Genomic DNA, 19,128 nt, shown 5'->3' with positions numbered 1-19,128 from the left:
CCATGTCGGGACTGTCCCGTGTCGATACTTCTGCAGTTGCCCGCTGGTGGCGGAACCTGGACCGTGTGACGCTGGCCTGCGTCGGCCTGCTGATCGGCCTGGGGTATGTCCTGATGCTGGCGGCCAGTCCTGCCGTGGCATCCCGCATCGGTGCCTCGCGCAACATGTTCATTCTCAAGCAGGTCATCTTTCTGGCGCTTGCCGGAGCGATCGTGCTTGGAACGTCCTATCTGTCCCGACAGGCCATCAAGAAACTCGCGATCATCGGCGGCATCATAGCGCTCGGCGCCACGGCCATGACGCTGGTGCACGGCATGGAAATCAAGGGCGCGCGCCGCTGGATTGCGCTGCCGATGATGTCGGTTCAGCCTTCCGAGTTCCTCAAGCCCTGCTTTGCGGTCGTAACCGGCTGGCTGCTCTCCGCGCGCCGTTCCGTCGTGATGTGGGGCAACATCGCGTTTCCGGGCATGCTGGTTGCCTTCCTGTGCTTCGGGTTCATTCTGGTCCTGCTGAAATCCCAGCCGGATATCGGAATGCTGTCGGTCATTACGATGGTCTTCATGACCCAGCTTTTCGTGGACGGTCTCAAACTCTACTGGGTCGGACTGTGCGTGGCTGGCATGGCGGGCGCCTTTGCAATCGCCTACATCGTCTTTCCGCATGTGCAGTCCCGCGTGCAGCGCTTCCTGCATCCTGATGTCGGTGACCACTACCAGATCGATACCGCTCTCCGCGCTTTTGGAAATGGCGGTCTGCTAGGACGCGGTCCCGGTGAAGGCCGTGTAAAAGATCTGCTCCCTGACGCCCATGCCGACTTCGTCTTTGCGGTCGCCGGTGAGGAATACGGTCTGATTCTGTGCATCGGGATCATCCTGCTGTTCGGGATCATCGTTCTGCGCACCCTTCTCAAGCTGATGCATGAGGACGATCCGTTCGTCATCGTCTCCGCAGCCGGTCTGGTGACGGGTTTTGGTCTCCAGGCTTTCGTCAACATGGGTTCGACATTGCATCTGATCCCGACAAAGGGCATGACGCTGCCCTTCATCTCCTATGGCGGCAGTTCGGCAATGTCGGTGGCCCTGACCATGGGTATGGTTCTGGCCCTGACACGCCATCACGTCGGCCAGAGCAGGATCGGTCAGAGAACTTCTGCGCCTTACGGCCAGGGACCACTGTTTGAGAGGAACGCGCCGTGAGCCGCCCCATCGTTATCGCCGCCGGTGGCACGGGCGGACATTTCTTCCCGGCCGAAGCCGTCGCAACCGTGCTCTCGGAACGGGGGCACGACCTTGTCCTGATGACGGACGCCAGGCATGGACGTCGCGACACCGGTCTGTTCAAAGACCGTCCGCAATATGTGCTGGACGGCGCAGGCGTGGCTGGCAAAGGCGTTAGCGGGAAAGTCCGTGGCGTGCTGGCCCTGCTGCGCGGCATGATGGAAGCACGTCGCGTCCTCGGTTCACTGGATGCAGCGGCGGTTGTTGGCTTCGGCGGCTATCCGTCCATCCCGCCTCTGACCGCGTCACGCCTTCTGCCTTTTGCAAAACGCCCGCAGATGGTCATTCATGAAGGCAATGCCGTGCTCGGGCAGGCCAACGCCTTCCTGTCCCGCTTTTCTCCACTGATCGCAACATCTTACGCAAAGGTCGCCCGTCTTCCGAAAGATGCCCAGACCACCCTGACTGGCATGCCTGTCCGCGCAGGCATCGAGGCGCTGTTCGGTCATGTCTATGCCCCGCCCGAAGACAGGATCAACCTTCTGGTCTGGGGTGGCTCCCTGGGCGCGCGCGTGTTTTCCGACATCGTGCCACAGGCGCTGGTCGCCCTTCCTGAAGAATTCCGCAAACGCCTGAAAGTTACACAGCAGATCAAGGCCGATGATCTGGAGCGCGTCCGCGCCCTCTACGAAAATGCGGGGATCGAAGTCGAAGCCGCTCCCTTCTTCACGGATGTTCCGGCCTGCCTGAAAAACGCCCATCTCGTGATCGGACGCGCAGGCGGCTCTTCAGTGGCAGAACTGGCCATGGCCGGTCTGCCATCCATTCTGGTACCACTGCCCATCGCAGCATCCGATGAACAGGGTGCGAATGGTCAGGCGCTCGTCGATGCCGGTGCGGCCTGGATGATCCGACAGCCCGATTTCACGCCCGCAGCCCTGACGGCTCTGCTGACAGATCTGTTTTCCCATCCAGAAAAGCTCGAAAACGCAGCAAAAGCCGCTCATCTGTGCGCGCGCCCTCATGCTGCCGCAAAAGTCGCTGATCTGATTGAATCCGCCCTGCGGTCCTGATCCCTGTTTTTTTTCGTTCCTGCCCAAGAGTACCTGCCCCATGCGCGCCCTGCCCCTGAACATCGGAACCATTCACTTCGTCGGTATCGGCGGCATCGGCATGTCCGGTATCGCCGAAGTCCTGCACATGCTGGGCTACAAGGTACAGGGTTCCGATATCGCTGAAGGCGCCAATGTGCAGCGCCTGCGCCAGTCGGGAATTGTCGTGCATATCGGCCATGACGCCGCCAATCTGGGCGACGCGCAGGTTGTCGTGACCTCGACGGCCGTGAAAAAGGACAATCCGGAAGTCGTAGCCGCCCGCGCCAAGCTCATTCCGGTCGTCCGGCGTGCGGAAATGCTGGCCGAGCTGATGCGCCTGCGCTGGTCCGTCGCCATCGGCGGTACGCACGGCAAGACGACCACGACCAGCCTCGTGGCCTGCGTGCTCGAACATGCGCGTCTGGACCCGACCGTCATCAATGGCGGCATCATTGAGGCTTACGGTACCAACACGCGTATGGGGTCGGGCGACTGGATGGTCGTCGAGGCCGATGAAAGCGACGGCTCCTTTCTGCGCCTGCCCGCCGTAATCGCTGTCGTGACGAACATGGATCCGGAACATCTGGATCACTGGGGCACGGAAGAGGCCATGCAGGCCGGCTACGACCAGTTCGTCTCGAACATTCCGTTCTACGGCTTTGCGGTCCTGTGTGTGGATCACCCGCAGGTCCAGCAGATGATCCCGCGCCTGTCCGACCATCGCGTCATCACCTACGGTTTCAGTCCGCAGGCCGATGTGCGCGCCGAAAAGGTCGTGATGGACAAGCGCGGCGCGACATTCGAGGTCGTGATTACCAACCGCCAGCGCAACCGCTCGCGCCGCGCCGGGCCGTTCCGCCTGCCGATGCTCGGACACCACAACGTCCTGAACTCGCTCGCCGCCATCGCCGTCGCGCTTGAAATGGAAATCAGCGATTCCGTCATCGCGTCCGCCCTGACGACCTTCAAGGGCGTCAAGCGGCGCTTCACGCGCACAGGCGAATATAACGGCATCTCCATCATCGACGATTATGGCCATCACCCCGTTGAAATCGCTGCCGTTCTCAAGGCTGCCCGTCAGGCCGGTGCGCGCAACGTCATCGCCGTCATGCAGCCGCACCGCTATTCGCGCCTGAAGGTCCTGTTCAACGAGTTCTGCACCTGCATGAACGACGCCGATACGGTCATCGTGGCCGACGTCTATGCCGCAGGCGAAACGCCGATCGAAGATGCGGGCCGTGATGCGCTCGTCGAAGGCCTGCGGGACCGTGGCCACCGCTCCGTCGTACCTCTCCCCGACCCCGCGCTCCTGCCGGAAATGATCAACGCCATCGCCAAACCGGGCGATTACGTCGTCTGCCTCGGCGCCGGCACCATCACCCAGTGGGCCCAGGCCCTTCCCGCCCAGCTCGAAGCCTTGAACCGCCAGCCCGCAACCGAAGGCGCGGCATGACGGTCAGCAGCGATTTTCCCGTCAAAGGCCTGCGCGGCAGACTGACCCCAAACGCACCGCTCGGTCCGCGTGCGTGGTTCCGGGTCGGCGGCCCGGCGGACTGGCTGTTCATCCCCGAAGACCAGGACGATCTGGCCCTTTTCCTGCGCGAAAAGCCGACCACCATGCCGGTTACGGTTCTGGGCGCGTGCTCGAACGTCATCATCCGCGATGGCGGCATTGCCGGTACGGTCATCCGTCTGGCACGCGGCTTTGCGGACATCACCGTTCAGGACCACAGCCTGATCGTGGGCGCGGCCGCGCTCGACATCACCGTAGCCGAACATGCCGCCGCTGCCGGTCTGGCAGGGCTGGAGTTTCTTGCGGGCATTCCGGGATCGATCGGTGGCGCCGTTCGCATGAATGCGGGCGCTTACGGATCAGATATCAACGCCGTTCTCGAATGGGCGGACATCCTGACGGCTGAAGGCGAGCCCCGTCGCCTGTCCCACAATGACCTCGGCTTTGCCTATCGTCATTCTGAGCTTCCCGAAGGCAGCGTGGTCATCCGCGCCAGCCTGCGCGGCACACCGGACCACGCAGACGCCATCCGCACTCGTATTGCGGACATCCGGGCCTCGCGCGAAGCCTCGCAGCCCGTGCGGGCACGCACCGGCGGCTCCACCTTCCGCAACCCCGAAGGTCACAAGGCCTGGCAACTCATTGACGAAGCCGGTTGCCGTGGTCTTCAGATCGGCGATGCGCAGGTCAGCGAGAAACACTGCAACTTCCTGCTCAATCTGGGACAGGCCAGCAGTGCGGATCTGGAAACGCTGGGCGAAACCGTGCGCGAAAAAGTGCTGGCACAGAGCGGTGTGGACCTGCATTGGGAAATCAAACGTATCGGACGCAGATCCGAAGGAGAACAGACGGTATGAAGGTCGCAGTCCTGTTGGGGGGAATATCCAGTGAGCGGCCTGTCAGTCTCGTCAGTGGCGAAGCCGCAGTCGAGGCGCTGCGCGAAAAGGGACATGACGTCACCCCGATCGATGTCGGACCGGATATCGCAACGACCATCGCCAGCCTGAAAGCCGCCAAACCGGACGTCGTTTTCAACGCCCTGCACGGCCCGCGCGGCGAGGACGGCGCCATTCAGGGCGTTCTGGAATGGCTTGACCTGCCCTACACCCATTCCGGCATCCGCGCCTCGGCCGTAGCGATGGACAAGGGGGCCACACGTATTCTGCTGGCCGCCGCTGGACTGCCCGTAGCACAGGGGCGTGTCGTGACGGTCGATGAACTGGCCGAAACCGATCCACTCCCCACGCCTTACGTCATCAAGCCCGTCGCGGAAGGTTCCTCAGTCGGTGTCGAGATCGTGCGGACGGGAGACAACCGTCGCGCCGAAATCGCTCGGAGCTGGCGCTTCGGAAAAGAGGCCCTCGTCGAGAGCTTCATTCCAGGACGCGAACTGACCGCAGGCGTCATGGGAGACCGGGCTCTGGCCGTCACGGACATCCTACCCAGCGAAACGGCCGCGTTTTATGATTTCGAGGCCAAGTACAAGGCTGGCGGGTCGCGTCACGTGGTCCCTGCGGAGCTGCCGCAGGCGGTGACGGACCGTGCGCTCGATTACGCCCTGCGCGCCCATCAGACGCTGGGTTGTGAAGGTGCCAGCCGAACGGACTTCCGTTACGACGAAGACACCGACACACTGGTCATCCTCGAGGTCAACACACAACCGGGGATGACGCCGACCTCCCTGCTTCCGGAACAGGCCGCCTATCGCGGGATTTCCTATCCGGAACTGTGTGACTGGATGGTCCGGGAGGCACTGACGCGCTGATGCGGGAGGATCCGTCCTTTCAGAGAGACGATTTTGTCCGGGAGCGTTATTCCGGGGCTTTACCGCCCCAGGAAGACCGCCCCTCGCGGGCAAAGCTGTTCTGGCGCCGGCAGCGGCGGCTGGTCCGGCCTGCGATCGTGTTTCTGGTTGTGATGGGAATTGCCGGGGCGGGCATGCGTCTTCTTTATGACGCCGCCTCCGAAGAGCGTTTCGCCCCATTTCGGGCCCGTCTGGTGGAAATGGAACCGCTGCCCATCCGCCACATCATCGTCAACGGTCGTGGCATGACAAGTGAGGCCTCGATCGAGGAGGCTCTGGGCACGTCCATCGGTCACCCGATCTTTGGATTTTCCGTCGAAGCCGCCCGTCAGAGACTGGATGAACTGCCATTCATTGACCATGCCACGGTCGAGCGGCACATGCCCGACACGATCATCATCACGCTCGTCGAGCGGACCCCGATCGCCGTCTGGCAGGACCGGGGTCATTTCATGCTCATCAACCGGGCGGGAGAAGAAGTGTCCGATCAGGGCATGACCGGGAAAAATGCCCAGGCGTTCCTGCAACTCCCTCTGGTTGTGGGAGAAGGTGCGAATACGGCCGCCGCCAGTGTCATCGATGCACTGAACAAGGAACCGCTGGTCAAAAGCCAGGTCACAGCCCTGATCCGCGTGGGCAACCGGCGCTGGAACGCTACACTCAGGGACGGGACGACCGTCATGCTGCCTGAAGGCGAGGAAGCCGCGGCATTCAACCGTCTGGCCCGCTATCAGCAGAGCATGCGCCTGCTGGAACGGCCGGTTCAGTCGATTGATCTGCGCCTTCCGGACCGGATGGTCGTCCATCAGCCGCCTCAGGCAGCGCCGCCCCCGGATGGCGCAAAGCCTGACCCCTCCTCACCGACACCACCAGCAGACAGCACGAAGCAGCCATGAACGACCACAACTCCATGTCAGATCTTCCGGCATTCCGGCGCCGGGGCGGTCTGAGGGGCCGGTCCCTCATTCCCGTCGGCGGCGAACGTGACGTCAGCGTCAACCGCGTCCCGCGTGATATCCTGCAGCTTCCTCCCGAGGATACCCAGCGGAACGTCAGTTGGCGTCCAGGAATTTTCGGTGCGCTGGACATCGGCACGACGAAAATGACCTGCCTCATCGGCAAAGGCGAACCGGATGGATCCATTCAGGTTCTGGGCCATGGATGGCGCCGTTCCCACGGCATCCGCTCGGGCTCCATCGTTGATATCCGCGAGGCCGAAGCCGCGATCCGGGCTACTGTCGGACAGGCCGAGGAAGCTGCCGAGCGACGTATGGACTCGCTGGTCGTCAATCTGTCGTGCGGCCGGCCGCTGAGCCGTCTGGTCGACGCGCAGATCCCCATCGGCGGCCGCGAAGTTACCGCCGGTGACGTGCAGCGCCTGATTGCCGAAGGACAGGCCCGCGCCTGGATGGAAGGCCGCGAAGTCATCCATACGCTCCCCATCGGATATGTCGTGGATTCCATTCCGGGAATCGCGGATCCGATCGGGCATCAGTGCGAAGAACTGGCCACCCGGATGCATGTCGTGGACATGAATTCCAGCGCATTACGCACTCTGGATGCCGTCCTGCAGCATGCCGAACTGAAGCTGGACGGGCTGGTCGCGAGTCCCTTTGCCTCCGGCGTTTCAGTCCTGGCCGCAGAAGAGCGCGAACTGGGCGTGACCGTGGTGGAAATGGGTGGCGGCACGACGTCACTGGCCGTTTTCTGCGAAGGCAAACTGCTCCACACTGCCCAAATCCGCGTCGGCGGCCTGCATGTCACGCGCGACATTGCCGGCGTGCTCTCAACGTCTCTGGAGACGGCTGAACGTCTCAAGACAATGTATGGCGCCGCCCAGATGGGCTCGGACGACCAGCGGGAAATCCTCTCGGTACCGCTGATCGGCGAGAACAGCGACCGGTTGGTCCGCCTTCAGCGCTCCAAGGTCATTTCCGTCATCCAGCCCCGGATCGAGGAAACGCTCGAACTCGTTCGGCAGTCGCTCGACAATGCGGGACTGGGACGCCTGGCCAATGGTCGGGTCGTGCTGACAGGTGGCGCATCGCTTCTTGAGGGAATCGTGCCCGTCGCAACGCGTATTCTTGGCCGGCCTGTCCGGATGGGAAAACCCCAGAACATTTACGGCCTGCCCGAGACAGCCGCGGCTTCGGCAGGATTTTCAACCGCTGCGGGGCTTCTGGCCTGGGCAGCGGGTGCGGATCGGGATTTCGGAGATATTTCTGTTCCTGAACCCAAACCTCGCGGACTTGTTAAACGTCTCGTAGGCTTCATACGCAACAATGTGTAGTCTACTACAGATCACAACGCCCACACCTGTCGCTTTCATGAAGTTCCGGACCAGATCATGACGCTGAACCTTACTCCTACTCCCAATTCCCACGTTGAGCTGGCGCCACGGATTACCGTGATCGGCGTTGGTGGCGGCGGCACGAATGCCGTCGACAACATGATCGCGTCTGAACTCAAGGGCGTGGAATTCGTCGTTGCCAATACCGACGCCCAGCAGCTTGCCCACTCCAAGGCCGAACGCCGCGTCCAGCTTGGCCCGCATCTGACGCGCGGTCTGGGTGCAGGTGCAAAGCCGGAAATCGGTCGCGAAGCCGCTGAAGAAGCGGCCCAGGAAATCGACCGTCAGCTCGAAGGCGCGAATCTGGTCTTCATCACGGCTGGCATGGGCGGCGGCACGGGTACGGGCGCAGCTCCGGTCATCGCGCGCATGGCGCGTGAACGCGGCGTCCTGACGGTCGGCGTTGTTTCCAAGCCCTTCAATTTTGAAGGCCGCCGTCGCACGACTGCTGCAGAGAACGGTATTGCCGAGCTGCAGAAGCACGTCGATACGCTGATCGTCATCCCGAACCAGAACCTGTTCAATTCTGCAACGCAGAACACGACGTTCCGCGAAGCCTTCCGGATGGCCGACAATGTCCTGAACATGGGCGTTCGGGGCATTACGGACCTCATGGTCTCCCCGGGCCTCATCAATCTCGATTTCGCGGACGTCAAGGCCGTGATGGAAGAGATGGGCAAGGCCATGATGGGAACAGGCGAAGCCTCGAGCGAGGAAGATGCGGAAGACCGTGCCGTGCTCGCAGCCGAACGCGCGATTTCCAACCCGCTGCTGGAAGACGCCTCCATGGCAGGTGCGCGTGGCCTTCTCATCAACATCACCGGCGGCGAAGACCTGACGCTGTACGAAGTCAACGCTGCTGCGGACCGCATCCGTGAGGAAGTGGCCGATGATGCCAACATCATCTTCGGCGCGCTGATCGACGAAAAGCTGAACGGTCGTGTCCGCGTGTCCGTCGTTGCAACCGGCATCGACACACAGCCGCGCCAGGATCCTTCGGCTCCGAGCGCGGAAACCCGTCAAGCCGCTGCGCCGCAGACGAACGCCGGAACGACGGCTCCGCGCGACAGCGCCGGGGCCCGCGCGGCAGCATCCTCGTTCCAGCCTGGTTCGACCTATGCAGGTGGCCCGCCGCGCCCGAATTTCGCGATTGATCCCCAGCAGCCGGCGCAGAACACAGCCCCGCAGCCGCAGCAGGAAGCCCCGGCGGCCCAGCCTACGGCCACTGAAACCCAGACGCCCCGTCAGGAAAACACCCATCAGCCTTCTCCCCGGGCTGGCCTGTTCTCCGATCCGTCCCGCCATGCCCCGCCGCCGCAGCCCGAAGCACCGCGCAGCCTGTTCGGCATGGTCACAGGAGCCTTCCGCAGCCGTCCGCCCCAGGCGCAGCAGCCCCAGCAGCCCACCCAGCGGACGGAGCCCAGCACCCGCGACGGATACCCCCAGCAGGCACCGCAGCAGCAGGAACAGCCTTCCGGCAATGCTGACGATTCCAACCTGGATATTCCGACCTACCTGCGCCGCTGATCTTCTTTCCCCCTCATGCACACCATGAGGGGGAAATATCCGGCAACAATCGTTGACTGGAACTGACGCCCGGTATCTGTTTTCTAGTCCCCGGAATCAGATTTTTCGGAGGCTTTATGCAGGTTACGCCAACGCAGGGCGGCAGCACGGCGAAAGGCGTTGAGGCAGGACAGCCGGAAACGGTCTCCGCCCTCGATGGAACGCCTTCCCGTCTGGAACGCGGCCACTCGAAAAACCTGCAGACAACCCTTGCCAGCCCCATTCACTGTCAGGGTATCGCCCTGCACAGTGGCGTAACTGTCGATCTGGTTCTCTCCCCTGCCCCCGCGGATACCGGCGTCAGGTTCCAGCGTTCGGACATCGAGGGCTCCCCTTCCTTTCCCGCCCTCTACGACCATATCGTGGACACCCGCCTTTCAACGGTTGTCGGCTGCTCCACGGATCCCTCGCTGCGTGTTGCCACGATCGAGCATCTCATGGCGGCCCTCAACGCCTGCGAGATCGACAATATCCTCGTGGCGGTCAGTGGCCCCGAACTGCCCGTTCTCGATGGCGCTTCAGATGCCTTTGCCTTCCTGATCCGCTGCGCCGGTCGTAAAACGCTGGACACCCCCCGTCAGGTCATCGAGATCCTGCGCAACGTCCGGGTCGAAGGCGAGAACGGCGCCTTCGCCGAACTACGCCCCGCCCAGCGCGGACTCTCCCTGGCCATTTCACTGAGCTTCCCGGCTCAGGCCATCGGAAACCAGCGTTACGCCATCCAGCTTGATGAACGTCGCTTCATGGAAGAACTCGCGTTCTGCCGTACCTTCGTCAACCGCAAAGATATCGAGTATCTGCAGAGTATCGGACTGGCGCGTGGCGGCTCTCTGGACACGGCTGTCGTCGTGGATGGAGAAAATATCCTCAATCCCGCAGGCCTGAAAATCGAGCGCGAGTTCGCCCGCCACAAACTACTTGATGCGATTGGCGATCTCTATTGCGCCGGACACCGGATGCAGGCCGGATTTATTGGTCACAAATCCGGACATACGCTCAACAACAGGCTTCTGCGGGCGGTTTTTTCCGATGCCGCCAACTGGCGTTTCGTCCCCACAAGCTCGTCGCGAGCCGTCACCAAGGCCCTGCGCGCGCGCGTTGCTGCCTGAGACGCATGGCAGGTCTTTCGTCAGCGCATTCCCGTGATATAAGACGGGCTTCCACGGGAAGAGCAGGTATGACAAGCAGCACTCAGCGTCATTTTGAAGCATCGGTCATGAATGGTGGTTTCATTCTGAGAGCTGCGGCTGTCAGCGGATTTCTACTGCTCTCCGGCTGCTCGATGTTCTCGCATCAGCACGAAAAGCCCGCGATTCCCAAAACCGCCGATGCCGAGACCCTGTACAACTACGGCATCGATGCCCTTCACACGGGCCATTACGAACTGGCCGGCGGTGAATTCGAACTGCTGCAGCAGAACTACCCCTATTCCGGCTTCACGGGTAACGCCGAGCTGATGGAAGGGTATGCCTACTACCTTCAGGGCGAATATGCGCTTTCGGTCCAGCAGCTCGAACGCTATCTGCAGCTGCACCCGACCAGCCCGGACGCGGCTTACGCCTTCTATCTGCGCGCGCTTTGCTATTACGAGCAGATCGCAAACGTCGAACGTGACCAGCAGGGCACCGTTGAAGCTCTGGATGCGCTGGAAGAAGTCATCACCCGCTTTCCGCAGACCTCCTACGCCCGCGACGCCCAGCTGAAAATCGATCTGTGCCGCGACCATCTGGCCGGCAAGGAAATGCTGGTCGGCCGCTGGTACCAGCAGCAGCGCAACTATGAAGCCGCCATGACCCGCTACCAGCGCGTCGTGCAGGACTACCAGACGACCAACCATGTCGCCGAAGCGCTCGAGCGTCTCGTGGAGGTCTATCTGGCCCTCGGCCTGAAAGATCAGGCGCATCAGACCGCCGCTGTTCTGGGCTATAACTATCCCGACAGCCAGTGGTATCGTTATGCCTATAATGATCTTCGGGAAACCCACCTGCTCAAGAGCGATCTCAAAAAGCCGGTCATCCATCCCGGACAGCAGGACCATCGCGGTTTCTTCTCCCGCATGTGGCACAGCGTCTTCTGACATCGTCCCTTTGAAACGGGACGACATGCTCCCAACATTGCTGTCATGCTGACACATCTCTCGATCCGTGACGTCGTTCTGATCGAAAAGCTCGATCTTGGTCTCGCCCCCGGCCTGACGGTCCTGACCGGCGAGACCGGAGCGGGCAAGTCCATCCTGCTCGACAGTCTGGGACTGGCCCTCGGAGAGCGTGCCAGCGGGGGCCTCGTCCGCTCGGGAGCGACCCAGGCCAGTGTTTCGGCCATTTTCGAAATCGCCAGCGACCATCCCGTATTTGCCCTGCTCGACGAGCACGGCATCGTGCGCGAAGACCCGACGGACCCGGTGGTCCTGCGCCGTATTGTCACTCCGGATGCCCGCTCCCGCGCCTATATCTGCGATCAGCCGGTCGGTGTGGGCCTGCTGCGCCGTGTGGGTGCCCATCTCGTGGAAATCCAGGGCCAGCACGAACAGATGGGCCTCGCCGATCAGAGCACCCATCTCGATCTGCTGGACGCGTTCGGGATTGCCCCATCCCTGCGGGAAAAAACGGCCCGGACCTTCCGGCAGTGGGCGGCGGCCCGTAGCGCCCTGAAAGCGGCGCGTAACGACATGGAAGCCGCGGCCCGCGAGGAAGAATGGCTGCGTCAGACAGTGGATGATCTGGAGCGTCTGGCCCCTCAGGAAGGCGAAGAGGATGCTCTCGCGGCGACGCGCGTCAGTCTCCAGCGCGATGAGCGTCGCGGCGAAGCCGTTGCCGCTGCGCTCTCGGAACTGACTCCGCGTGACCGCCGATCTTCCGCGCCCGCCGCTGCCCTGCGCTCGGCCAGCCGCGCCCTTGCCAGACTTCTGCCCGCCCCCACGGAGACGGAAACGCTTTCCGGCAGCCACCAGACACAGGCCCAGGACGCACTCGACGCGCTCGGAAAAGCTGAAGAAGCCCTGGCCGAAGCCGAAATGCTGCTCAGTCGCCTGGCAGCCGACACCGAAGGGGATCCCCGCCTGCTGGAGGAAACGGAAGAGCGGCTTTTCGCCCTCCGTGCCGAGGCCCGCAAACACAACGTCTCCGTTGCAGAACTTCCCGGTTTTCTTGCCGAGCTGAAAAGACGGCTTGCGGCCCTCGATTCCGGCAACGCTGAACTGGCCCGTCTGCAAACGGCCCTGACCGAAGCGCGCCTTGCCTATGAAGATGCGGCCCGCACCCTCTCCACTACCCGGAAAAAAGCCGCCGAGAAGCTGGAGAAGGCCGTCAGTGCAGAGCTGCGCCCCGTCAAGCTGGAACGGGCCCGCTTCATCGTCTCGCTCCTGCCGCTTGAGCCCGATCACTGGAACAGTCAGGGCATGGAACAGGCGTCCTTCCTGATCGCCGCCAACCCAGGCCAGTCTCCCGGCCCCCTCGCCAAGGTGGCCTCCGGCGGTGAGCTGTCACGCCTCATGCTCGCGCTGAAAGTGGTGCTGGCGGAACGCTCCGATGTCGGGACGTTGGTGTTCGATGAAGTCGATTCCGGCGTCGGCGGTGCCACGGCCTCTTCGATCGGGGACCGCCTGCACAAGGTCGCGCAGGACGTGCAGGTTCTGGTCGTCACCCACAGCCCGCAGGTCGCGGCCCGCGGCGACCACCACCTGCGGATCGCCAAGCGCATCCGCAATGACCGGACGGAGACTCTGGCCGAACCCCTGCCCCACGACGCCCGACGCGAGGAAATCGCCCGGATGCTTGCGGGCGACATCATTACAGACGCAGCCCGAGGGGCTGCCGACAGCCTTCTGGGACATCAGATTTCATGACAACCGCCCCTGTTTCTGCCACCGAGCGTCACGCTGCACTCGAAGCGGACCTCGCGCGGTGGGACGAGGCCTATCACGGACGCGACGAGCCGGAAGTTTCCGATGCCGTCTATGATGCTGCGCGTCGTGAGCTTCTGGCGCTGGAAGAAACGTATCCGGATCTCCGCTCCCAGGAGGGAGCCAGCGAGCGCGTGGGCGCCACACCCGATTCCGCTTTCGGCAAATATCGCCATCTCGTCCCCATGCTGTCGCTCGACAATGTCTTCGATCCGGAAGGCTTCAATGGCTTTGTCTCGCGTGTGGGCCGCTTTCTCGGCCTGGATGAGGACGGTCTTCAGGCACTCCAGTTCGTGGCCGAGCCCAAGATCGACGGGCTCTCCATCAGCCTGACCTACGAGCACGGACACTTCGTGCGCGGGACTACGCGCGGAGACGGCATCGAAGGCGAAGACGTCACGGCCAACCTGCTGACCCTGAAGGATATTCCGCGTGAACTGCCCGGCGGAGCACCCGAACGGATTGAAATCCGTGGCGAAGTCTTCCTTTCAAAAAGCAGCTTCCTGACCCTCAACGAACAGCAGATCGCACGCGGAGCAAAGCCTTTCGCCAATCCCCGCAACGCCGCAGCGGGGTCCCTGCGTCAGCTGGATGCGGAAATTACTCGCAGCCGCCCGCTGTCCCTCTTCGCCTATGCCCAGGGGGCCACGTCCTCACCCGTTGCGACGACACACTGGGATTATCTGGAAAAACTGCGGAGCTGGGGGTTCACGGTCAATCCGCTCTCCCAGATGATTGCCCATGCCCGCGACATCCCGGCCTATGTGGACAGGCTGGCCCGCGAGCGCTCGGAACTGGACTATGACATCGACGGCATCGTCTTCAAACTGGACGATCTGAGCCTTCAGGATCGTCTCGGCTTTGCCGGCCGTGCGCCCCGCTGGGCCATCGCGTGGAAGTTTCCGGCCGAACAGGCCATCACGCGCCTGCGGGAGATCGAGATCCAGGTCGGCCGCACGGGCGCCCTGACCCCGGTCGCGCATCTGGAACCCGTGAATGTCGGCGGCGTCATCGTCTCGCGTGCCACTCTGCACAACGAGGACGAAATCGCCCGCAAGGACGTGCGCGTCGGTGATCTGGTGCGCCTGCAGCGCGCCGGAGACGTGATCCCGCAGATCCTCGGCCCCGTCCCCAGCGAGGAGCCCCGTTCGGAGCCTTTCGTCTATCCCGACCACTGCCCCGTCTGCGGATCGCTCGCGGAGCGTGTGCATGGTGAAGCCGTCCGCCGCTGCACAGGTGGCCTGACCTGCGAAGCGCAGATCGTGGAGCGCCTGATCCACATGGTGTCACGCAACGCATTCGACATCGACGGACTGGGCGAACGCAGCATCCGTGAGTTCTACGACGCCGGCTACATCCGCAGGCCCGGCGACATTTTCCGCCTGCGCCAGCACGAAGAAGCCCTGCTCCAGCGTGACGGCTGGGGACGGCTGTCGGTGGACAACCTCTTCCGCGCCATCGACGACCGCCGCACCATTCCTCTGTCCCGGCTGATTTTCGGGCTTGGTATCCGGCGGATTGGAGAGCGCAATGCCCAGCTTCTGGCGCGGCATTACCAGACCTTCGAAAACTGGCGCACTGCCATGCTGGCCGCCCGACCGGACTCCGAAGAACGGGCAGCTCTGGGTGCGATCATGGGCGTGGGCGATGCGATCGCTGATGAACTCTCCGCCTTTTTCTCCGAAAGCCATAATATCGAGACCCTCGATGATCTGGCCGCGGAACTGAAGGACATTATTGCCGAAGAAGCACCCTCGGAAGGGCATCTTTCTGGAAAAGTCATTGTCTTCACCGGCAGCCTGACCACCATGAGCCGCCCCGAAGCCAAGGCCATTGCCGAGCGTCTGGGCGCACAGGTGACGGACAGCGTATCGAAAAAGACCTCTCTGGTCGTGCTGGGTGAAAAAGCCGGTTCCAAGGCAAAAAAAGCCGCGGAACTCGGGATCGAGACCGTCGATGAAAGCGGCTGGCGCGTGCTGGCTGGGCTGTAACAGAACTGCAAAACCGGAACCGTGAGAAAGTTGGTAACATCTCACTTTTTCAGGGTATAACGCCTCCCGCATGTCAGTCTCCCCTTCCTCCCAGCACCAGATTGTCCTTCTCCTGCTGGGCCTTGTCGCCACGGTCGCGCTGATTGGCGTCTCCGTGCTGATCTCGCTGTCCGAAATCTCCTTTGCAGCCGCACGCGACGTACGGCTGCGCTCAAGGGCGGAAGCGGGCGACCCACGAGCCGTTGCGTTCCTGAAGCTGCGCCGCAACAGCGGTCAGGTCATCACGGTCCTTCAGATCTGCCTCAATGCCGTCGGGGTCCTGGGCGGCATCATCAGCGAATCCATGCTGAGCGACCCGATTGCCGAAGGCTTCCGCGCTCTGGGAATGGCGTCTTCTCTGGCCAGAAACCTGGGTTCGGCCTGTTCCTTCATCCTTATTACCGGCCTGTTCGTCCTGTTCGCGGATCTGCTCCCCAAGCGGATCGCGATGAACGCGCCGGACCGGATTGCGCTCAAGGTTGGCTGGTTCCCCGCCGTCGCCCTCAAGGTTCTCTATCCGGCGGTTCTGGTCTTCTCGAAGATTTCCGACTGGCTTCTCAAGCTCCTCAAGATCCCGGCCGCGGCCACCGTAGAGCCCGTAACGCCTGAAGACCTGCGGGCCATTCTGGCGGCAGGAACAGCCTCCGGCGTGCTTCTGGAAGAAGAGCACCAGATGATCCAGAATGTGCTGGGCCTTCAGGACCGCGCCGTGACGTCCGCCATGACCCCGCGCGATGAAATCGTGTTCCTCGACGTTCAGGAAAGCCCGGAAAGCCAGCGCGACAAGGTGCGGGTACGTCCCTATTCGCGCTATCCGCTCTGCGATGGTGGCCTGGACAAGGTCATCGGCTCCATCCGTGCCGAAGACGTGCTCGTCGCTGTCGTGGACGAACCGCAGCCCAAAAGCACCGGTCTGGCCCCTGTAGCCAGTCAGATCTTCAAGATGCGACGGGATGTCCTGTCCCTGCCCGACACGCTGAACCTGTGGGAAACCCTGGCCCAGTTCGAAGCCCACTCCGCCGGCTTCGCCCTGATCGTCAATGAATATGGTCTGGTTGTCGGTCTCATCACCTACAAGGACATCATGGGTGCGCTGATGGACGGTCTGGTCAGCCCGTTCGAAGAGCAGGCCATCGTCCGGCGTGACGATAAATCCTGGCTGATCGACGGCGCCGCCCCCATCGGAGACGTCATCCGCGAACTGGACATCCCCATGTTCGACGATGCCCAGAATTTCGACACGGTTGGCGGCTTCGTCATGAACCGTCTGCGCCGTATGGCCCGCAAGGCAGATAGCGTACAGTCTTCAGGCTTTCGCTTCGAAGTCGTTGATGTGGAAGGCTTCCGAATCAACCAGTTGCTGGTCACACGCCTGAACTGACTTCCGTCGACTAACGGAGCCTGCTTAGATCATGAAATGATCGATCTCAGCCGCTCCGCTCTCATTCTTGTCGATATCCAGAACGATTTCCTGCCCGGCGGCGCTCTGGCCGTTCCGGACGGAGACAGTATCCTTGAAGCCGTCAATGCGATTGCCAGACATCCGTTCAGGGCGGTCATCGCGACGCAGGACTGGCATCCATCCCAGCACTGTTCCTTCAGCACGCAGGGCGGTCCCTGGCCCGTTCACTGCGTTGCCGGCACTCATGGTGCTGATTTTCCGCAAACGCTCCTGCCGGGGCCTGTGACGCATATCATCCGCAAGGGCGTGTTACAGGAACGGGACAGCTATTCGGGGTTTCTCGATAATGACCGTGCAACCTCGACCGGGCTGGATGGGTTATTGAAGGGGCTGGACGTAGAGCACATCGTGATCTGCGGCCTCGCACTTGATTACTGCGTGACGGCCACTGCGCTGGATGCCGTGCAGTGCGGCTATCGCACAGAGGTGGTGCCAGAAGCCTGCCGGAGCATGGCACCCGAGCCCGGCGACGCACTGAAAAAACTTGAAAAACAGGGTGTTCTACTCAAAAACCTGAACACTTTCTGAAGGTCGGAACAATGCGGATCACCAGATTGCTTCCTGTCATTCTCGCACTTGCGACACTCCGGACGGTGTCGGCGGCGACACCGCCAACAACGGCTGAACTGGCGGGCGAAAATGGATTCAGGCAGGCCTATCAGGCCATGCTGACCCTTCCGTCATGGGTGACGACAGCACAGGCGACGTCCGTACCCGTCATTACTCTCAGTATTGGGGGCAAGCCCTACATTCTGGGCCATATGTGCCGTCCCCATGACTGTGCCGCGGAACAGCTGGAAGTCGTATTCGCGAAGGATCATTCAGCAGCCTGGGGCCTTCTGAGCCTCAAGGACGAGAGATCGCTCAAGCAGAACTTTCTGGGCGCACCGGACGCAGCCATACAGAAGGTACTTCTCAAAGCCTATCAGGATAATAATCCATCAGACTGAAATTAAAGGAAATCAGGTGCCAGTTGAGCCTGGGGAATGGCTGGCGCGCCCTACTGGATTCGAACCAGTGACCCACAGCTTAGAAGGCTGTTGCTCTATCCAGCTGAGCTAAGGGCGCATCAATGAAGCCATTAACTGGTCGGGGCGCCCGGACTCGAACCGGGGGCCTCTTGTACCCAAAACAAGCGCGCTACCAGGCTGCGCCACGCCCCGAACCGGCCGGAACCTAGGATGTCTGACCGGTCGAGGCAAGGGGGTTTTTTATTCGCCTTCACTTCTTACGAGCGGAGGCACGAAAAGCGGCGCCGTATCCCACGGGAACAGAACCCAGGTGTCCTGAGCGACTTCCGTCACGTAATGATCGGTGAAGGGCTTGCCTTCGGGCTTGGCGTAGAGGCAGGCGAACAGCGCCTTGGGCAGCAGTTCACGCACGATACGGGCCGTTACACCCGAATCCACGAGATCGTCCACGATCAGGAAGCCTTCCCCGTCACCTGCGGCAACAGGTGGCTTGACGACCTTCGGCTCGTGCTGCGTGCCTTCTTCTCCGGCATAGCTGATGACCGAGACGCTCTCGATCAGGCGGCAGCCCATTTCGCGCCCGAGAATGGCAGCGGGGATCAGGCCACCACGGGTAATGGCGACGATTCCACGGAAAGGACCATGTTTCTGCATGAGAGTTGCGGCCAGAAGACGCGCGTCACGATGGAGTTGATCCCAGGTGACGGTCGCATAATGAACGGTTTGGGGGGTCTGATTGGCTGTCATGGTCTTCCTCTGCCTTCCGTCTCGCAATTTTGCAATAAACTTGAGCGACGGAAATGCCTAAAGTGCCGCAATGATCGATCCGGCCCTGCGCTCCCTCCCCGGCCTTCCGTCCCTGATTGTCGGAAGAATTTTCTCACAGCTTTCAGCGACTACCATGACGATCGCCATCGGGTGGCAGATCTATGCGCTGACACATGACGTCGCGTCTCTGGGCTATCTGGGTCTGGCCCAGTTCTTGCCCATGGTCCCGCTGACCTTTGTCGCCGGTCATGTCGCGGACCGCTTCAACCGGCGCAGCATCGTCCTGATCTGTCAGGTCTGCGAAATCCTGGCCACTGCGACCCTGGCCTTTGGGGCCGCGTTTCATCTGCTGACAACCGGCGCCATTTATACGTTCGCCGCCTTCTACGGTGTTTTGAGAAGCTTCGAGATGCCATGCCAGCAGGCTTTCCTGCTGTCTCTTATACACATCT

Annotated in this window: 17 protein-coding genes and 2 tRNA genes; 16 read left to right on the top strand and 3 right to left on the bottom strand. The window is 62.0% G+C overall.

Annotated elements, in window-relative coordinates:
• The first annotated feature begins 2 nt into the window (after positions 1–2).
• The 15 genes from KP701_RS01860 to KP701_RS01790 all read left to right on the top strand — a co-directional run bounded on the left by KP701_RS01860 (position 3) and on the right by KP701_RS01790 (position 17,887).
• Positions 3–1,196 carry an FtsW/RodA/SpoVE family cell cycle protein gene (locus tag KP701_RS01860; protein ID WP_215745482.1) on the top strand — a complete coding sequence of 398 codons (1,194 nt, stop codon included), beginning with the start codon at positions 3–5 and terminating at the stop codon, positions 1,194–1,196.
• Complete coding sequence (gene murG / locus KP701_RS01855) at positions 1,193–2,290, top strand: undecaprenyldiphospho-muramoylpentapeptide beta-N-acetylglucosaminyltransferase (RefSeq protein ID WP_215745481.1); 1,098 nt, start codon at positions 1,193–1,195, stop codon at positions 2,288–2,290. The genes KP701_RS01860 and murG overlap by 4 nt, the downstream gene beginning before the upstream one ends.
• A gap of 40 nt (positions 2,291–2,330) precedes the next feature.
• A complete protein-coding gene (gene murC, locus KP701_RS01850; RefSeq protein ID WP_215745480.1) occupies positions 2,331–3,764 on the top strand; it encodes a UDP-N-acetylmuramate--L-alanine ligase in 1,434 nt (477 codons plus the stop codon).
• On the top strand, positions 3,761–4,681 hold the full coding sequence (gene murB, locus KP701_RS01845) for a UDP-N-acetylmuramate dehydrogenase (protein WP_215745479.1): 921 nt from the start codon (positions 3,761–3,763) through the stop codon (positions 4,679–4,681). Before murC ends, murB begins: the two co-directional genes overlap by 4 nt.
• Positions 4,678–5,589 (top strand): D-alanine--D-alanine ligase, encoded by a 912-nt coding sequence (locus KP701_RS01840; RefSeq protein ID WP_215745478.1) that lies wholly within the window; start codon positions 4,678–4,680, stop codon positions 5,587–5,589. Before murB ends, KP701_RS01840 begins: the two co-directional genes overlap by 4 nt.
• Positions 5,589–6,524, top strand: coding sequence for a cell division protein FtsQ/DivIB (locus KP701_RS01835; RefSeq protein ID WP_215745477.1), 936 nt, complete (start codon positions 5,589–5,591; stop codon positions 6,522–6,524). The genes KP701_RS01840 and KP701_RS01835 overlap by 1 nt, the downstream gene beginning before the upstream one ends.
• Positions 6,521–7,918, top strand: coding sequence for a cell division protein FtsA (gene ftsA, locus KP701_RS01830; RefSeq protein ID WP_215745476.1), 1,398 nt, complete (start codon positions 6,521–6,523; stop codon positions 7,916–7,918). The genes KP701_RS01835 and ftsA overlap by 4 nt, the downstream gene beginning before the upstream one ends.
• Positions 7,919–7,975: 57 nt before the next feature.
• On the top strand, positions 7,976–9,505 hold the full coding sequence (gene ftsZ / locus KP701_RS01825) for a cell division protein FtsZ (protein WP_215745475.1): 1,530 nt from the start codon (positions 7,976–7,978) through the stop codon (positions 9,503–9,505).
• A gap of 116 nt (positions 9,506–9,621) precedes the next feature.
• Positions 9,622–10,653, top strand: coding sequence for a UDP-3-O-acyl-N-acetylglucosamine deacetylase (lpxC, locus tag KP701_RS01820; protein ID WP_215745474.1), 1,032 nt, complete (start codon positions 9,622–9,624; stop codon positions 10,651–10,653).
• Between the two features lie 107 nt (positions 10,654–10,760).
• Positions 10,761–11,621 (top strand): outer membrane protein assembly factor BamD, encoded by an 861-nt coding sequence (locus KP701_RS01815; RefSeq protein WP_371818878.1) that lies wholly within the window; start codon positions 10,761–10,763, stop codon positions 11,619–11,621.
• Positions 11,622–11,666: 45 nt separating this feature from the next.
• Complete coding sequence (recN, locus tag KP701_RS01810) at positions 11,667–13,388, top strand: DNA repair protein RecN (RefSeq protein WP_215745472.1); 1,722 nt, start codon at positions 11,667–11,669, stop codon at positions 13,386–13,388.
• Complete coding sequence (ligA, locus tag KP701_RS01805) at positions 13,385–15,436, top strand: NAD-dependent DNA ligase LigA (RefSeq protein WP_215745471.1); 2,052 nt, start codon at positions 13,385–13,387, stop codon at positions 15,434–15,436. The genes recN and ligA overlap by 4 nt, the downstream gene beginning before the upstream one ends.
• Positions 15,437–15,506: 70 nt before the next feature.
• Positions 15,507–16,856, top strand: a complete 1,350-nt coding sequence (locus KP701_RS01800) for a hemolysin family protein (RefSeq protein WP_215745470.1) — start codon at positions 15,507–15,509, stop codon at positions 16,854–16,856.
• A gap of 36 nt (positions 16,857–16,892) precedes the next feature.
• The gene (locus tag KP701_RS01795; RefSeq protein WP_215745469.1) at positions 16,893–17,465 is read left to right on the top strand and encodes a nicotinamidase; all 573 of its coding nucleotides are present in this window, start codon (positions 16,893–16,895) and stop codon (positions 17,463–17,465) included.
• A gap of 11 nt (positions 17,466–17,476) precedes the next feature.
• Complete coding sequence (locus KP701_RS01790; RefSeq protein ID WP_215745468.1) at positions 17,477–17,887, top strand: Ivy family c-type lysozyme inhibitor; 411 nt, start codon at positions 17,477–17,479, stop codon at positions 17,885–17,887.
• 41 nt (positions 17,888–17,928) lie between these two features.
• Here KP701_RS01790 and KP701_RS01785 read toward each other — a convergent pair.
• From KP701_RS01785 to gpt, 3 genes are all read right to left on the bottom strand, one after another.
• A tRNA-Arg gene (locus tag KP701_RS01785) sits at positions 17,929–18,005 on the bottom strand.
• An 18-nt stretch (positions 18,006–18,023) separates the two neighbouring features.
• A tRNA-Pro gene (locus KP701_RS01780) sits at positions 18,024–18,100 on the bottom strand.
• Positions 18,101–18,148: 48 nt separating this feature from the next.
• Positions 18,149–18,655, bottom strand: a complete 507-nt coding sequence (gene gpt, locus KP701_RS01775) for a xanthine phosphoribosyltransferase (RefSeq protein ID WP_215745467.1) — start codon at positions 18,653–18,655, stop codon at positions 18,149–18,151.
• 70 nt (positions 18,656–18,725) lie between these two features.
• Here gpt and KP701_RS01770 point away from each other — a divergent pair.
• Positions 18,726–19,128 (top strand): MFS transporter (locus KP701_RS01770; protein WP_215745466.1); only part of this gene is annotated, 403 nt, incomplete at its 3' end.

The sequence above is a fragment of the Gluconobacter sp. P1C6_b genome (assembly GCF_018811945.1).
GTDB lineage: Bacteria > Pseudomonadota > Alphaproteobacteria > Acetobacterales > Acetobacteraceae > Gluconobacter.
This window is presented reverse-complemented; position numbering and strand designations above follow the sequence as displayed.

Bases quoted from the DNA above. Each gene is read 5' to 3' on its own strand.
- KP701_RS01860 (WP_215745482.1), top strand. From the start codon at position 3: ATGTCGGGACTGTCCCGTGTCGATACTTCTGCAGTTGCCCGCTGGTGG.
- murC (WP_215745480.1), top strand. From the start codon at position 2,331: ATGCGCGCCCTGCCCCTGAACATCGGAACCATTCACTTCGTCGGTATC.
- murB (WP_215745479.1), top strand. From the start codon at position 3,761: ATGACGGTCAGCAGCGATTTTCCCGTCAAAGGCCTGCGCGGCAGACTG.
- KP701_RS01840 (WP_215745478.1), top strand. From the start codon at position 4,678: ATGAAGGTCGCAGTCCTGTTGGGGGGAATATCCAGTGAGCGGCCTGTC.
- KP701_RS01835 (WP_215745477.1), top strand. From the start codon at position 5,589: ATGCGGGAGGATCCGTCCTTTCAGAGAGACGATTTTGTCCGGGAGCGT.
- ftsA (WP_215745476.1), top strand. From the start codon at position 6,521: ATGAACGACCACAACTCCATGTCAGATCTTCCGGCATTCCGGCGCCGG.
- ftsZ (WP_215745475.1), top strand. From the start codon at position 7,976: ATGACGCTGAACCTTACTCCTACTCCCAATTCCCACGTTGAGCTGGCG.
- lpxC (WP_215745474.1), top strand. From the start codon at position 9,622: ATGCAGGTTACGCCAACGCAGGGCGGCAGCACGGCGAAAGGCGTTGAG.
- KP701_RS01815 (WP_371818878.1), top strand. From the start codon at position 10,761: ATGAATGGTGGTTTCATTCTGAGAGCTGCGGCTGTCAGCGGATTTCTA.
- recN (WP_215745472.1), top strand. From the start codon at position 11,667: ATGCTGACACATCTCTCGATCCGTGACGTCGTTCTGATCGAAAAGCTC.
- ligA (WP_215745471.1), top strand. From the start codon at position 13,385: ATGACAACCGCCCCTGTTTCTGCCACCGAGCGTCACGCTGCACTCGAA.
- KP701_RS01800 (WP_215745470.1), top strand. From the start codon at position 15,507: ATGTCAGTCTCCCCTTCCTCCCAGCACCAGATTGTCCTTCTCCTGCTG.
- KP701_RS01795 (WP_215745469.1), top strand. From the start codon at position 16,893: ATGATCGATCTCAGCCGCTCCGCTCTCATTCTTGTCGATATCCAGAAC.
- KP701_RS01790 (WP_215745468.1), top strand. From the start codon at position 17,477: ATGCGGATCACCAGATTGCTTCCTGTCATTCTCGCACTTGCGACACTC.
- gpt (WP_215745467.1), bottom strand. From the start codon at position 18,655: ATGACAGCCAATCAGACCCCCCAAACCGTTCATTATGCGACCGTCACC.